This is a genomic window from Levilactobacillus muriae (genome assembly GCF_045862015.1).
Classification (GTDB): domain Bacteria; phylum Bacillota; class Bacilli; order Lactobacillales; family Lactobacillaceae; genus Levilactobacillus; species Levilactobacillus muriae.
Genome location: NZ_BAAFRU010000013.1, coordinates 1 through 16650, shown reverse-complemented (window position 1 = coordinate 16650; position 16650 = coordinate 1). Strand labels below are relative to the sequence as shown.

At 51.0% G+C, this 16650-nt stretch carries 10 protein-coding genes; 6 read left to right on the top strand and 4 right to left on the bottom strand.

The genetic code is table 11. The features are described 5' to 3' along the window. Window positions 1–672: 672 nt before the first annotated feature. The gene (locus tag ACKTSF_RS10010; RefSeq protein WP_407889147.1) at window positions 673–2730 is read right to left on the bottom strand and encodes a heavy metal translocating P-type ATPase; all 2058 of its coding nucleotides are present in this window, start codon (window positions 2728–2730) and stop codon (window positions 673–675) included. Window positions 2731–2825: 95 nt separating this feature from the next. Continuing rightward, a complete protein-coding gene (locus ACKTSF_RS10005; RefSeq protein WP_407889046.1) occupies window positions 2826–3275 on the bottom strand; it encodes a CopY/TcrY family copper transport repressor in 450 nt (149 codons plus the stop codon). A gap of 214 nt (window positions 3276–3489) precedes the next feature. On the opposite strand from ACKTSF_RS10005, the gene ACKTSF_RS10000 reads away from it, so the two are divergent. Continuing rightward, complete coding sequence (locus tag ACKTSF_RS10000) at window positions 3490–4749, top strand: D-alanyl-D-alanine carboxypeptidase family protein (protein ID WP_407889044.1); 1260 nt, start codon at window positions 3490–3492, stop codon at window positions 4747–4749. A 798-nt stretch (window positions 4750–5547) separates the two neighbouring features. Further along, the gene (locus tag ACKTSF_RS09995) at window positions 5548–6975 is read left to right on the top strand and encodes an MFS transporter (RefSeq protein ID WP_407889042.1); all 1428 of its coding nucleotides are present in this window, start codon (window positions 5548–5550) and stop codon (window positions 6973–6975) included. 383 nt (window positions 6976–7358) lie between these two features. On the opposite strand, the gene ACKTSF_RS09990 is transcribed toward ACKTSF_RS09995, so the two are convergent. After that, window positions 7359–9935 (bottom strand): ABC transporter permease, encoded by a 2577-nt coding sequence (locus ACKTSF_RS09990; RefSeq protein ID WP_407889040.1) that lies wholly within the window; start codon window positions 9933–9935, stop codon window positions 7359–7361. Window positions 9936–9943: 8 nt separating this feature from the next. Then, window positions 9944–10645, bottom strand: coding sequence for an ABC transporter ATP-binding protein (locus tag ACKTSF_RS09985; RefSeq protein ID WP_407889038.1), 702 nt, complete (start codon window positions 10643–10645; stop codon window positions 9944–9946). Between the two features lie 925 nt (window positions 10646–11570). Here ACKTSF_RS09985 and ACKTSF_RS09980 point away from each other — a divergent pair. From ACKTSF_RS09980 to ACKTSF_RS09965, 4 genes are all read left to right on the top strand, one after another. Continuing rightward, window positions 11571–13226 carry an FAD-dependent oxidoreductase gene (locus ACKTSF_RS09980; protein WP_407889036.1) on the top strand — a complete coding sequence of 552 codons (1656 nt, stop codon included), beginning with the start codon at window positions 11571–11573 and terminating at the stop codon, window positions 13224–13226. Window positions 13227–13793: 567 nt separating this feature from the next. After that, entirely contained in the window at window positions 13794–14153 is a 360-nt protein-coding gene (locus ACKTSF_RS09975; protein ID WP_407889034.1) for a hypothetical protein, read from the top strand. A gap of 680 nt (window positions 14154–14833) precedes the next feature. Beyond that, window positions 14834–15679 carry an aldo/keto reductase family protein gene (locus ACKTSF_RS09970; RefSeq protein WP_407889032.1) on the top strand — a complete coding sequence of 282 codons (846 nt, stop codon included), beginning with the start codon at window positions 14834–14836 and terminating at the stop codon, window positions 15677–15679. A 91-nt stretch (window positions 15680–15770) separates the two neighbouring features. Beyond that, window positions 15771–16412: an NAD(P)H-binding protein gene (locus ACKTSF_RS09965; RefSeq protein ID WP_407889030.1), complete on the top strand. Its 642-nt coding sequence runs from the start codon at window positions 15771–15773 to the stop codon at window positions 16410–16412. Window positions 16413–16650: the final 238 nt, after the last annotated feature.

The following is a 16650-nucleotide window of genomic DNA, read 5'->3' as shown; positions in this document are numbered from 1 at the left end:
CGGCTTACCGTTCACCAAATTTAGGCTGGAACGCTGTGGGTAGGACGCCGCCAGCCTAAGAAGCGGTCGGTCAGCTCGCTTTGAACCGCACAACCCGCGTTTCAAAGTCGCCATTTTCCAAGTTAACCCACTTGGAAAATCCCACGGCTGAGCCTAAATTGGGCTCACTCACGCCTACATAGACAGTGACCAATCGTCGTGGACTAACGTTGCCAGTTCGGCGATTGTCACTGCAATGTCAGGTTAAAGAACAAATCGTAACCGGAGGTGGCCAGGGATGGAGGTAGCTGTGTCGACGGTGTTAGCTGGGAACCAGCTTACAGCGTGGGACGCGTTTGGAGACTGGCGGTTTATGTCAGGCTTCAAACCGAGCCGGAGGACCGTTTCTCAGGCCGCAGGCGGTCCCCACAGCAGCCGGAATCTCTGGCAGCCGCAGGTGATAATTTCCAACTAATTTTGTGGATTAAATCTCGATTAGCTGGACCTTTCTAGGTGCATTGGAACTTGCAACCTCAGTTTTTAATCGAAAAAGTACCGCAACTCCCCGTGTTTAGAGGATTGCGGTACTTTTGGTCTAGGTTTAAAAATTGAAAACAACTGAATGTCTAGCAGAATTGGTTTGATACCAGTCGGTGGATTTCCTGGTTATTGCTGCCAATTATTTCGAACCGTCTAAGCGACCGTCTTAATCTTAAGCGTCATAGCATTAATAGCCACGATAATCGTGCTTAGTGACATCACAACTGCACCCGCCATTGGGTTCAGTAGGAAGCCAATTGGTGCCAATACGCCAGCGGCTAATGGAATTGCAACCAGGTTGTAGCCGGCTCCCCACCACAGGTTCTCAGTCATCTTGCGGTGCGTTGCCCGGGCTAAATCTAAGAACTGAATGACGTCGGCGGGGTCACTGGAGACCAGAATGATGTCGGCGGATTCAATCGCTACATCAGTCCCGGAGCCAATCGCAATCCCGATGTCAGCGCGGGCCAGGCTAGGGGCGTCGTTGACCCCGTCCCCAATAAAGAGAACCTTGCCATCCTTTTGGTACTGTTGCACGATTCGTTCCTTGTCTTCCGGTAGGAGGCGAGCTTGAACGTCGTCAATCCCGACGGAAGCGGCAACTTTAGTGGCCGTTTCCTGGTTGTCACCGGTGAGCATAACTGGGGTAATGCCCTGCTTCTTCAACGAAGCCACCAGGGTTGCAGCGGCCGGCTTGATCTGATCACCTTGTCCGACCAAACCAAGTACGGCATCGCCAGCAACCAAGTAACTGATGGAGTTTCCTTCAGCGGCAAATTTCGTGAATTGCTCGTGGTCGTAGGCTAACTGATGCTGGTCGAGGTAGTTGACGGAGACGACGCCGTAAGTGGTACCGGCAACGTTACCGAATTGGCCCATCCCAGTTTCTTGACGCGTATCAGTTGCAGCTGCGAAGGTTAGGTCCTTGCCCTTGGCAGCGGTTAAGATCCCAGTTGCGAGGGGATGACTAGAGCCCTTTTCCAGGCTAGCCATCAGACTCAGAATGTCTTCCTCACTGCGTTGAGCATCGAAGCTGACCAGGTGGTTGACCTTGAATTCACCCATCGTCAGAGTACCCGTTTTATCCATTAAAGCAAACTTAATCTGCTTCACTTGTTCCATAGCGGTCCGGTTCCGAATCAACAAGCCATTTTGTGCGGCTAATGCAGTACTCCGAGAGACAACTAAAGGTACGGCTAGGCCCAGTGCGTGTGGGCAGGCAATGACGAAGACAGCGACGGCGACTGGTAAGGCAACAGCCAGGTTAGCGACCGTCATCCAAATGATGAAGGATAGAATGCCCGTGAAGAAGGCGGCATAGAAAAGCCAACCGGCCACACGGTCCGCAAGATTTTCGGACCTCGACTTGGATTTCTGTGCATCCTTGATGAGAGCCATGACTTGGGCCAGGTAACCGGAATCACCAGTCCCTGTGACCTTTGCTGTGATCGTGCCTGTACCATTGACGGAGCCACCAATGACTTGGTCGCCGGCTGTCTTACGAATGGCTTTGGATTCACCAGTCACGAGTGATTCGTTGATGTCCGAGCTGCCATCCAGGATTAAAGCATCGGCTGGTACTTGTTCACCGGCGCGGATCGCAACCGTTTGACCAACTTGCAGGTCGCTCAGTTGAACGTCAGTCGTGTTGCCTTGGTCATCGACGACGTGTGCGCTCTGTGGCAGAAGTTTACCAAGCGCTTCGACAGCGGAACCGGCATTCATGACCGTATTCATTTCAATCCAGTGGCCCAGCAGCATGATGACGATCAGTGTGGAGAGCTCCCAGAAGAAGTTGTTGACGGTGGGTGTCACGTGAAAGAGGTTGTTGGCAATGACGGCATAGATACTGTAGATATAAGCCACACCAACCCCCATGGTGATCAGGGTCATCATCGCGGGACGCTTCATTTGAAGCTCAGCCTTGGCACCGCTGAAGAATGGGGCACCGCCGTAGAAGAAGAGGACTGTGCCGAGAACGGCGACGAGCCAATCGCTCCCTGGAAAATTCCATTGGAAGGGCAACACCATCCCCATTATCGGGGACAACAGGACTACGGGAATTGTGAGAATCAGGGAGACCCAGAATTTACGTTTTAGATTCCCCATGTGCATCATGTGTCCGTCGCCCATGTCCATATCCATGTGGCTCATATTCATGTTACTCATGTCCTGATGATCGTGGCCGGACCCCATATCCATATCTTTCATGTCATCGTGGTTGGCTTGTCCGTGATCCATGTTCTTCATGTCATGGTCCATATTCATGTGGGTCGTCCCCAAGTGCCGTTCAGTTTCTTTCATAATTAACAGCTCCCTTCATAACCCTCTGGCAGGCAGTCACACGTAATCGTGGTGGGTGCCGTGGTTAATTTCTCCTGTAAATGCGAAATTAATTTTTGAATATCCGATTGACTCAATTCAGTTTGGTCGATGGCGTGGACGAAGGCTTGTCCCCGACACATCGCACACATCTGGTCGAGCTGCCCGGCGAGCGCCGTATCCATGGCGGTCTGTTCCGGAATGAGCGGGGTATAAATAAATTGCCGCCCATTCTTGGTGGTACCTAGCGCGCCCTTCTTGACCAGTCGGCCAATTAACGTTTTAACTGTTGCCGCCTTCCAGTCGTGTTGTTGGCCGACCAGATCGATGATGGTGTGGCTGTCGGCCTCACCCAGTGTCCAGACGATCCGCATCACACACCATTCGGCGTTGGTGATGGTTTCGGTAATTTCAGTATTTTCGGTGATTGCCACGATGAGTCACTCCTTCGTTTACGGTTGTAGTTTAATTAACGACTAAAGTTTACATCTGTAAACGCAAACTGTCAAGAACAAAAGTCCCTTTCGATTACAAATTCACTAATAAGTCATTAAAATTTCCGCAAGTTTCCCAATAATCGTGGTGTTACCACAGAGACTTTGTATAATTGAAAGATAAGTTTAGTTCACGAAGGGAGCTTATTTACCCGTGGTTCTTTTAAAACGCTGGTTACGCGTCATGGCAATCGTCGGCCTGATAGTCACCATTTTGGCGCCGGGAACGGCCCAGGCGGCAAGTAAGACGGTCAGTAAGGTGCCGGCACGGGCCGCTTATGTTATGGATGCAAACAGTGGCCAAGTCCTTTATCAACAGAATGCTGATAAACGGTATCCGATTGCTTCATTATCTAAATTACTAACGGTTTACCTCACCGTCAAAGCGATCAACGAGGGGAAACTCAGCTGGGATGGGGAAGTTACGATGCCACAAAACCTCTTGAAACTCAGTCACAGCTACGCCTATTCCTCTCTCCGAATGAAGGCGGGAGAGAAGTTTACGGTCAAACAATTGGTTGCCGCAGCGATGATTGCTTCATCTAATAGTGCGGCTACCGAATTGGGTGAGATCGTTGCTGGAAGTAACGCGAAGTTCATTGCATTAATGAATCAACAGAGTGAGGCGTGGGGGTTAGAAGCCCACTTTATCAGCTCGTCTGGACTCGATAACTCGGATCTTAAGGACTATGGCCTGGTGTTACCCGATACTGGGAAGAACGAACAGAATTTAGTTTCCGCCAAGGCCATCACAACAGTGGCACAACAATTGTTGAAGGCGGACCCGGAGATTACCAAGATCGCCAGTCAGACGGAAGCTAGTATCAATGGAACGGAAATCTACAACGAGAACAGTTGTCTGCCAGGCAAGTCGCAGTATAAGAAGGAAAGCGGCATCGATGGCTTGAAGACTGGCTATACGGAGAATGCCAAGCTGTGCTTCACGGCGACCTATACGGTTAATGGGCAACGCATGGTCGCCACGATTCTGGGTGGGGACACGACGTTCTCGGCCATGAACAAACTGATCAAACAGTTGAAGCAGAAGTATAGTTTGGAAACGACACCGTTAACTTCGCAACGAATTGCGTTAGCCAATGGGCTGGCGACGACCGTGACTGCCACGCCAACGACCTCACAAGCTGGCGTTTGGTACCAAGATAAAACGGCCAGCCTCACGACGAAGGTCGAAACGAAGCTTACACCGAGTCAACTGAGTTCGGGGACGGTCGATGCGGGGGATCCCGTGGCACAAGCAACAGTGACCGACACGCAGACTGGTACTGCGCAGCAGATCACGTACCGGGCTGATCAGACGGCGACTTTATTTGCAGAACGGGTCGTGTTTACAGCGAAGTCGACGAGCGATCAACTGTTGACGGCGTTGAAGCAACCGGTAGCTAGTTTGTTTTAACAGTTAAACCAACTCAATGCGAGCAAGTGGAATCGGGACAGTTGTCTCGGTTCTTTTTTTCTGGTTTCGTTATTTATAGGAAGGAAAAATCTGATCATTTGATAAGCTAAAACGATGGCAATGACTAGGACACCGGTGAATAGTCCGACTTATACCGCAAGCTTGAAATTCGTCCGGACTATTTTATGGCGAAATTTGTGGCGTTGGATCGGGTATTTTCAGAAAAAAGAGGTCGGTTTTTCCGAGAGATTGACGGGGACAAGGGCAACCTGCCAATCTTTCTTGGGAAATATCTGCTTGGGGGGGCTGTAGCTACGTCAGCTACAGCAAGCCTAGGGTAGCACGACCGACCAATAACCGGCAGTTTAAGCGCTGGGTGAGTACGGTCAGTGGCCATTCTGAATACTGAGTAGTTGATTGCTAACTGAAAGTAGTCATAATCACTACTTTTTGTGCGTAGGTGGTATATCAGAAGGAAAATATGCTTAAATCTTGGTTTTTAGTGAAAGCGGAAACATTTTTATTTTAAAATTTATCACAACAACACGTATAACGATAAACGTTGATGTAGCAAGGCATTAGAGCACGTCAAATGGAGGTAAATCGACACCTAATGCACATTTTTTTTTTAATTTGTGCTTGAAAGCGATTTCTACACGTGGTAGGCTGAACCTAACTTGTATATTAGTTATGCAAGAGAGCGTTACCGTAAATACCCTAGCTAGGATTACCACAGCGTTCAGTTAAGCCCTTATTTCGCACGTTTAGACTATATTTTTTTAGGAAGTGTCAGGAAAATTGGATAAAACTCAAAAAACGATTACCATCGCTGCCGAGCCTTTTAACATAAAAGACCGTATTGGTTACATGTTTGGTGATATTGGGAACAACTTCTCATTTAACGTTATCAACTCGTTCTTAATGATTTTCTACACCAACGTCCTTGGTTTAACTGGGGCTCAAGTTGGTATCTTGTTCTTGACTGCTCGGTTCGTTGACGCCTTTGCCGACATCATGGTTGGGCGATTCGTCGATAACAGTAAGTTACATAAGAGTGGCCGGTTCCAGCCTTGGATCAACCGGATGAAGTACCCGTTGATGTTGGCCTTCATCTTGACATTCGTGCCAATCGTTAAAGATTGGGCAATGCCAGCACGTTTGGCTTACGTCTTCATCACGTACTTATCATGGGGGATCTTCTACTCATCTGTTAACATCCCTTATGGCTCAATGGCCTCCGCTATTAGTGGTGACCCTAACGATAAGACCTCACTGTCTACGTTCCGTGCCATCGGTTCTGCCGTTGGTAGTGCGTTGACCAGTTACGTTTTACCACTGATCATTTACGTGGGTGCTTCCCAAAAGATTTCTGGGAATCGTTTCTTCTGGGTCGTTGTCGGCTGTGCCTTCATCGCCTGGGCTTGCTACACGTTAACAACTGCTTTAACGACTGAACGTGTGCGGACTGAAAAGTCTGAAAAGGTCCCATTATCACGTTTGGTTAAGGGCTTGTTTGAAAACAAAGCCTTAGTTGTCTTAGTTCTGGTTGATATCTTAATCGTTATTAACCAAAACTTGTCAGGGACGCTGTTAACGTACTTGTTCAACGATTACTTCAAGGATACTAAAGCCTTGAGTATTGCGTTGGTCTTCAACTTTGCGACTGTTATTCTGTTAGCCCCATTCAGTAACTGGATGACGCGGACATTTGGTCGTAAGGAATGTTCAATCGTCGCCTTATTCATTGGTGCCGCAATTTACGGGACTTTAATGTTAATGCGGACGCAAAGTGCTGGGTTCTACCTGGTTATGTTATTCTTCGGTTCCTTAGGTGCCGGGGTCTTCAACCTGATGGTTTGGGCCTTCATCACCGATGTTATCGATAATCATGAAGTCTTGACGGGTGTCCGTGAAGATGGGGTGGTTTACGGTGTCAACTCGTTTGCCCGTAAAGTTGCCCAAGCTATCGCCGGTGGTTTCGGTGGGTTCATGTTGACCTTCATCGGTTACAAGTCATCTACTGGTGGTGGTGCACAACAGTCAGCTTCCGTTGTTAACCACATCTACACGTTAGCTACTGGGGTACCTACCTTCTGTCTGTTACTAGCTGCCTTGGTCTTACTGTTCTTCTACCCATTGAGTAAGAAGCGCGTTAACGCCAACGCTGCTAAGTTAGCTGAAATTCACTCTGAGAACGCTGAAGAGGAAAAAGAAGCTGCTAAGTAAGCAGATCGGTTTAAAAAAGTAAATTAAGTTAAAAAGTCGTGCTCCCCATTCAGCTTTGAATGGGGAGCACGACTTTTTGCGTGGTTGGATCTCGTGACAGTTCTGAGGCAACGTTATTCTCGTCAGTCTGTAAGCTAAAACAAGGTGCGAAACCAGATTATCTTGGCTTCGTACCTTGTTTTCGTTCGAGAATATTTTTGCATGGTGTGTAGGTGATGATTTTTAGGCGATCAGTGTTATGACACCTGGTGAGTTGAAATCTAGATGGGTCTAACTAGTGTAGCTGCAGGAGGGCAGGGTGTAGTCCGGCTGTGTCGATGGCGTTAGGGCGGGTGGTTCATCCCATGGCAGGCGGAATCCCTGCCCTGCGGAGGCGAAGCGGGTTAATCCACGGATTTCAAGGCATCTAGCATGTTGATCCGCTTGAGCTTGCGGTGCATCAGCCACATGACCAGCAGGCTAAAGCCCAGCGTCAAGAGTGCTGAGTACACGTAGCTTATGGGATGAATGCCTGGCGAGAACATCAGACTGTCGGTCTCTGCCGTATTGAGGATATAGCTGTGAAGCCAGTCGCCCATGAAGCAACCAACGAAGATGCCCATGACCGTTAAGATCAGATTTTCCCTGAAGATGTACATCGTCACCTCGCTGTCGTAGAAGCCCAGCACCTTAATCGTCGAGAGTTCGCGAATGCGCTCGGAAACGTTGATATTCGTCAGGTTGTAGAGGACGACTAAGGCCAGCGCTCCGGCAGCGACTACGAAGATGATCACGACCAGATTCATGGTGTCCAGCATCTGGAAATTGTTTTTCTTCTCCGTGCTCAACAGACTGACGTTGAGCATACCCTTGGTCTTTAGGAGGTCGCTAGCAAATTGGTTCTGGGTCGTTTGGCCGTGATGTTTGAACTGAACCAGATTGCCGTTGTAGACGGGCTGTTGGCCAAAGACATGGTGATAAGTCTGGGGTGACAGGTAAATGAAGTGGTTGACGTAGTTCTCTGCAATGGCTGCGATCCGGACGTGCTTGATGGTGTGGTTGCCCAGCTTGACGGGGAGTTGGTCACCAACCTTGACGTCGTAGAGCTTAGCCAGCTTCTCATCGATGATGGCACCTTGGCTGTTGAGCGTATAAGCGTGATGACTCTGACGGTTACGCAGCACCACGAACTTCTTCAGTTGTTGCGGCCGCTGGGGCACGCTCAACGTTGCCGTTTGGTTGGCCACGCCTGCGCGTTCCACGGTGACTTGCGATTGCTTGAGAACGAGATCGTTCTTGTATAAGGCTTGTCGGTGCAGGGCGCGGCGTTGTTGGGCAGTCTGCGAGCCGTTGCGCACGACAATGGCGTCGTAGTGCCAGAGTTGATTGAACTGTTTGATACTGATGTCGCCGATGGAATCCTTTAAGCCAAAGCCGGTGATCATCATCGCCATACAGCCGGCAATGCCCAGAACCGTCATCAACAGGCGTTGTTTGTAGCGAAAGAGATTTCGCAGCGTGACCTTATGGTTGAAGCTCAAGCGTTGCCAGAGACCGCGCCAATGTTCCAACCACAGAGTCTTGCCGGCCTTGGGTGCCTTGGGTTGCATCAACGTTGCCGGAGTGCTGTGAAGGTCAACACGTAGAACGATGGCGGCACTCCCCATGGTGCAGGTCAACGCAATGACCAGCGCAATCAGGATGTCCGGCCACAGGTACTGCACGGTGATGGCGGGGAGGTTGTACATACTACCATAGGCTTGGGCGATGAAGCGTGGGAAGAAATTGACCCCGAAGCCCACGCCCAAGAGGGTTCCTAGTAGACTAGCGAGACCACCGTAGAGCACGAATTCACTGCCAATAGCGAGATTGCTGTAGCCGAGAGCTTTGAGCGTCCCCATCTGAATCCGTAGTTCGGTGACCATTCGCGTCATGGTCGTGAGGCAGATCAGTGCGGCGATGGCGATGAAGAAGAGTGGAAAGACCGTGGACAAGGCCACGACCCGCTGAGTATTCTCGTGGTACTCGCTATAACCGGGATTGGCGTTCCGACTGGTGTAGAGGTAGGTGGGCTGACCAATCGCAGCAATCTTGGCCTGGGCTTGCTTGAGTTGCGTCTGGGCTTTGATGAGGATTGGTGAGTTAGCCGGGAGTTGCTGGGCCAGGTGGGTCACTTGTCGGATCTGTGGCGCCAATTGCGCGCGTGCCTGCCGCTGGAGCTGAGCTTGGCGTTTAGCGGCCTCGGGTTTGAGCCAGGACTTCAGCTTGGCCGTGTTGGTCCGTTGACGACGCTTGTACGTTGCGGAGTAGGGCGTCACGGTCGCGAGGTTCTTGAACTGAATGTCGATCCGGCTGACGACCTTTTGGGTCAACGTTCCCGATTTGACCAGTGCAAAATAATCTAGCGTGCCCTTGCCGACAGTCGTGACACCGCGGGTTGTCTTCTCGATGTAGCGGGGTGATTTGACGAAGCCGACGACCGTGAATGTCCGGCGATTAAAGGCTTTGTTCAGCTTCGAGGTGGTCGCAATCTTGTAGGTCGATCCCAACTTTAGATGGGGCTGAAGGGTTCGTGCTTGCTGGTCAAGAACGATGTCGTTGGCCTTACGCGGCAGGTGCCCACTGACCACCGTTAACCGATTGACCTGTTGCTTGGCGGGGACTTCTGCCACTCGGACGGTCTGATTATTATTGAGCTGATTAATATCGAGATACTTTAAAGCCTGATAGGCGATTTGACGACGGTGCTGATGTAAAATGGCCAGATCTTGCTTGGTGAGACCTGCCGTGGATTGCACGCTGTTCGTTGCTAGCTTTTGCCGTGCGTAGTAGTCATCGGCAGCTTGCAGCATATCCGGACCGGTCGCCCGAATGCCGGTGTAGAAGGCAACTCCGAGAAAGATGATCAACATGATCGAGAGAAAACGGGCCTTGGAACGCGCGATTTCTCTGAATATAGCTTTGAGATAACTTTTTGTCATGAGGACACCTACCATTCAATCTCGGCAACTGGCGTAGGATGCGGGTTGCGTTGGGAGGACTGGACCTGTGCGTCATTGATGTGGATGACCTGATCGCCCATCTTGGCAATCGCGCTGTTGTGGGTGACGATGATCACGGTCATGTTGGTGCGCCGGGCGCCGTCCTGAATGACTTGGAGTACCTGCTTACCGGTCTGGTAATCCAAGGCACCGGTCGGCTCGTCACACAGGAGGAGCTTGGGGTTCTTGGCGATGGCTCGGGCAATGGCCACCCGTTGCTGTTCACCTCCAGAGAGTTGCGCGGGGAAGTTGGCGGCTCGGTCGGTTAAGCCAACCAACCCCAGTGTTTCGCTGACATCGTGGGCGTCCGCGGTGATCTGTGAGGCCAGTTCGACATTTTCTCTGGCGGTGAGGTTGGGGACGAGGTTGTAGAATTGAAAAACAAAGCCGACATCTTGCCGCCGGTAGGTTGTGAGCTGTTTAGCAGTCAGCTGGGCGATATCTTTGCCATCGATCAGGACTTGGCCGCTGGTGGGACTGTCCATACCCCCGAGAACGTTGAGTAGCGTGGATTTGCCAGCACCACTAGGTCCCAGAATAGTGACGACCTCGCCCTGTTCGACACTAAAGGAGATGTCGCGGTTGGCGGTGGTGACCTGATCACCTTGGGTAAATTGACGCGTTTCGTTACGGACTTCTATGTAGGCCATATTTGGATTCTCCTTATTTTTATTGTCTTCTAGTTTATCGGTAAAAGTTGTTGCTTCCGTGAGCAGTTTCTACGTCTAGCTACATCGCAATTCAATTGGATCTAAAGGTTGAAAGCCAAAATGCTCACCTTGCTTTTGCGACCGTAAGAATTGTTACCGTTAAATTAGTGGCAATGGTTGCACTCCGGCGGCCAGGGATTCCGCTGGCTGTGGGGAACGCCTCCAGCCAAAGGACGGGCTTCCGACTCGCCTGAAAGCCGCCAAGCTCAGGCGTCTCTCAGGTCGTCTCACGATGTAAGCCGGAAAAAGCGCCGACCAACATCGTCGACACGGCTAGCTACATCCCTGGCCGCCTCCGGCTCTGATTGTGCATATCAATTCCACTCGCTGAATTCCAAGTGGTTGTTAGGGTTTAAACACAAAATAATAACGTTTCTATAGGCATAATCCACATTGCATTAGACCAACTACGGTAGCCGAGAGGCCGGCAGATATGGGCTCAGGCGCGTCGTTCTACTTAGTCAGGGGGTGCTTTTTCCCACTGGCTTAGTAGAAAACCAAGCTTGTAGACTCGGTACTTTCGAGGCTTCAAGTTGTGTTCGCACCGTTCCAGCCCATATCTGCTGGCCGGTAAGGCGATGGTTGGACAATGTTGACTAATTTTAGGCCCAGTATCGTTGTGGCACCAGTCATAATGGATATTTTGGAACTTTCAACTTTTAGTTAGTTTTAGAAAAAAGCTGTGTGTAATGCTAACCACGGGTGGTAGTGCACAAACCAGACATTAATCCAATTGTAGGCGGAAACCAGAGTGGACGCAATGGAAAACGGTTTCAAAAATGCTTGAAAATCTATCTGGGTCCGGTATACTTGGCGCATAGATACCGGTTGGGGTATCAACTGGAAACGGAAGGAAGTTTTGTGGATGAAAGTCGTCATTATTGGTGGTGTGGCCGGCGGGATGTCGGCCGCGACCCGGCTACGACGGTTGGATGAAGATGCTGAGATTATCGTTTTTGAGAAGGGGCCCTACGTGTCGTTTGCCAACTGCGGTCTGCCCTTTTACCTATCCGGTGAAATCAGTAACCACGCAGACTTGGTCGTTCAAACGCCAGAAGAGTTGCAGCAGCGGTTCAATCTGGATGTGCGGCCGAACCATGAGGTCACCAAGATTCTACCAGACAGTCATGAGGTCATCGTACGGTATGCGGGGCAGCTCACGCACGAGTCCTATGATCGGCTAATTCTGGCACCGGGTGCACAACCAATCATGCCAGACTTGCCGGGTGTTACGGACGCCAAGAACGTCTATGCTTTACGGAGTATTCCCGACCTCGATCGCATCATGACGGGGTTGCAGGCCGAATCCACGCAACACGTGCTGGTCGTTGGCGGGGGCTTCATCGGGTTAGAAGTCGCTGAAAACTTAGTGTTGAGTGGTCTAGCCGTGACGGTCGTCGAGCAGGCACCGCACGTGTTGCCCCCGTTGGATACCGAGATGGCGGCATTTGTTCAGACTGAACTGATGCGTAACGGTGTGCGGGTCATCACCGGCCAGGCAGTCGCGTCATTCGAAGATGCTGGCAAAGTGGCTATCTTGGCGGATGGTACGCGGCTCACTACCGACCTCACAATTATGGCAGTTGGGGTGCGGCCGGCCAGTCAATTAGCCAAAGATGCGGGCCTTCAGTTGGGCTTACACGACGGCATCCTCGTTGACAGTCAGTATCAGACCAGTGAAGCGGATATTTATGCGGTCGGGGATGCTATCGTGGTTGAACAACAGGTCACTGACGAACCGACATTGATTCCCCTGGCATCGCCGGCTAATCGCCAGGGCCGTCAGGTTGCGGACAACCTTGCCAATTTAATGCATCTCGACCAAGGGAGCTTGGGCACCGCCATTGTGCGGGCGTTCAAGCTAACGGCTGCGGCGACGGGTCTTAGTGAGTATCAGGCACAGCAGGCTGGACTCACATGTCGTGTGGTTCACGTACGCGGCGACAGTCACGCGAGTTATTTTCCCGGCAGCACCCCGCTCACGTTGAAATTAGTCTTTAATCCCGATTCTGGGGAGATCTATGGCGCACAGGGCGTCGGGGAACAGGGCGTGGATAAGCGGATCGATGTGCTGGCTACAGCTATCAAAGGCGGCATGGGGATCGATGACCTGCCGGAGCTGGAATTGACTTATGCGCCGCCGTTCGGTTCGGCCAAGGATCCCGTGAATATGTTAGGTTATGTCGCGATGAATATAGCAGAGGGCCTGAGTAAGACGATTCAGTGGTATCAGTTGCCGGCGGCGTTGGCGGCCGGGCGACAGGTGCTGGATGTCCGGGATGTCGATGAGCTGGCAGACGGTGAGTTTAAACAAGCACACAATATTCCGTTGAATCAATTACGTCAGCGACTGACTGAGTTGGATCCAGCACAACCATACGTGGTCAGCTGTTTCAGCGGTCAGCGAAGCTATATTGCCGAGCGAATCCTGCGTCAGCACGGGTTTGATGTGGTCAATCTGGACGGCGCCTTTGCTCTCTACCATGCCGTACGACCACAGGACCTGGTTTATCAACGTTAAGCGGTAAATTTGAATTGTGTTTTTAGTGTGTACGCTATCTAATTAATTTAGAGAAATATATTTTGCGATTATTTGGAGGAGACACATGAAGACACTACGGAAGGCGGCCCTGCTGATTGCCGCCACCTTTACGTTGACCGGAGTTGCAGAACCCCTAGCCATTTAGACAACGACGGCGGAGGCTAAGGCTTCTAAAGTTTGGATCGCGCCCAATCATAGCAAAAAGTATCACTTTGCCAAGAACTGTCGGGGCCTCAGTCACGCGGGCAAGCTCAAACACGTGACGTTGAAGTGGGCAAAGGGCCGCCACTACAAGCTCTGCGGCTGGGAAAAATAAGCGTATTTGGATTATCAGAATGCGTAAACTAAGGTTGGGAGAAATCTCCCAGCCTTTTTACAACTGTGCCTCACTTTCGTCTACCTAAATCAGGGTGTCGCCAATGATGATGGGACGCATTTAGTCGGTTCAACTCAGATACCATAGGCCGCACCGTGATGTTGCGGTGAACACCAGTCGTCGTTGACGGCTAGAAGCGAAACGCGCATTCTATAGTTAAGGGGGGGTGTATGCAGACATATGCAAAGATACGGCCTTGGATTGCGGGTGTCACTGCCTGTCTGACTATCGGTTTACCAGCGGCAACTATGATTCATGGATACGTCTTGATGGCGCAAAAGGATCCGTCTCATCCAGACTTCTTAGTCTTGATGGGACTATTGATTTGGGGAATCGTTGGGTTTGTTGGTGTCCTGACCTATGGCATTCATGGTTATCGGATGGGGTGGCGACACCTTCCAACCCGGCAGCGTATTTTACTAACGCTCTATGGCCTTGTATTTCTGATCGGCTTGTGGATATGGCTGGCTTTTCTAGGTATAATTCCTTACCAGTGGGCCGACTGGGTCATCTATGGCCGGGCTGGCTAACTAAAGGTTGGAAGCCAAAATGCTCACCTTACTCTTGCGACCGTAGGATTTGTCACCACTAAATTAATGGCAATGGTCGCACTCCGGCGGCCAGGGATTCCACTGGCTGTGGGGAACGTCTCCAGCCAAAGGACGGGCTTCCAGCTCGCCTGAAAGCCGCCAAGTGCAGGCGTCTCTCAGGTAGTCCCACGATGTAAGCCGGGGAAAGCACCGACTAACATCGTCGACACGGCTAGCTGCATCCCTGACCGCCTCCGGCTCTGATTGTGCACGTCAATTTCGAGCACTGAATTCCATATGGGTGTTAGGGTTTAAGCATAAAACAATAACGTTTCTATAGGTATAATCCACGTTGCCTCAGATCAACCACATAAGCCGAGAGGTCGGCAGATATGGGCTCAGGCGCGTCGTTCTACTTAGTCAGAGGGTGTTTTTCCCACTGGCTTAGTAGAAAACCAAGCTTGGAGACTCGGTACTTTCGAGGCTTCAAGTTGTGTTCGCCCCGTTCCAGCCCATATTTGCCGGCCGGTAAGGCGATGGTTGGACGATGTTGCCTAATTTGGGGTACTAGCTACCAGAAATCAGTCAAAATATGGAAAAATCAGGAGGCAAATCATTTGCCTTAGAGTGGGCCTAAGGGGCTAAAATGAATCTATCATTTAAAAAATGGAGGATTAGCTATGCCAACAATTACGGATACATTTACGTTAAACAACGGGCTTAAGATGCCTAAGGTCGGTTTTGGAACCTGGCAAACGCGGCCTGGTAAGGAAACTTACGATGCTGTTAGCAATGCCCTGCAAGCCGGCTATCGATTCATCGATACCGCCAAGGCTTACAACAACGAGCAGAGTGTCGGTGAAGCCTTACGGGACAGCGATGTGGCCCGCGAAGATATCTTCGTGCAGACCAAGTTGCCTGCAGAATCCAAATCGTACGATGCTGCAATGGCCGACTTCAAGAGCAGCTTAGCCGCCCTGAATCTCGACTACGTGGATTCCTACATCATCCACGCGCCATGGCCTTGGGCACAAATGGGGTCCAACCACGACGCCGAGAACCGTGACGTTTGGCGTGCCATGCAGGATATTTATGCTAGCGGTCAGGCCAAGTCAGTTGGCGTGTCCAACTTCAATTCTCACGATCTGGAAAACCTGTTAACTTGGGAGGGCTTGACCGTCAAGCCCGCCGTTGATCAGATTCAATACTACGTGGGTCACACGCAGGCGTCCATCGTGAAGACGGCGGAAGCCAATGACATCACGGTTCAGGCATACTCGCCACTGGCTACCGGTGGGTTGATCGACAGCCCCGAATTGGAACGGGTCGCTGGTAACTATGGCGTGTCGATTCCCCAATTAGCGCTGCGCTACATCGTCCAAAAGGGTGTGGCACCGCTTCCTAAGGGTCGTGCCATGCAGCATGTTCAGGCCAATACGGAACTGGACTTTGTGATCAACGACAAGGACATGGCCTTTCTAGACCGGCTGTCTGATCCCAATGGCTGGCATCCAGTTGGTGACTAGTGTCGGGTAAACATGATGTTGGCCAGAAATGAACGGCGTGAGGCAACTCAAGCGCTGGCGTAACGCGCTGAGAATCTAAGGAGATTATCAAATGACAAAAGTGATGATTATTGGTGCTAATGGCGCCATGGCACGGATTTTGACGGCCCGTTTGCTAGCGGAAACGTCGGCCACGTTGGTCCTGTATTTGCGGAACGCAGCGCGGTTGAGCCAGTATGCCGACAATGCTCGGGTGACGGTCGTTGATGGTGACGTGAGTGACACGGCCAAGCTGGCTGCAACGATGGCCGATGTGGATATCGTCTACTCAAACGTCGGTGGAGCTGCTTTGGACCAGCAAACGCAAAGTATCGTGACGGCGATGAAGCAGGCCGAAAAGCAACGGTTCATCTACATTAGTTCGTTGGGCGCTTATGATGAAGTCCCTGGTAAATTTGGCGAGTGGAATAACCAGATGATTGGGGCCTACATGGGGACCTACCGCAAGATGGGTGAACTGGTTGCGGCATCTGGCCTGACCTACACGGAGATTCGTCCGGCCTGGCTGACGGACAACGACGAGGTGACCTACGAAGTGACGACGCTCGCCGAAGGTTTTAAGGGAACTGAGGTCTCCCGCCAGAGCGTGGCTGACTTTGCTTTTAAGGTGATTCAAGATCCTAGCACCTATCAGAATGTGAGTGTTGGGTTGGATAAGCCCGGAACTGACGGCGATAAGCCTAGCTGGTATTAATGCGGGCTCATTTCTAGAGTGATATGAAATGCTCCCCCATGATGGCGCTTAATCAATTGTTAGCAGAGCAGGACCGCGGCCATTTTGATGGGAGTTAGTGATAACCTGTTAACTAAAGGTTGAAAGTACTCAAATAGCCTTCAGCCCTTGGGACGCTTGGACTGGAGTTAGTAAATTTAGTCATTTGGCATCATCGAGCCTTACCTAATAATCTGGTCAGATTATTAGGTAAGGCTTT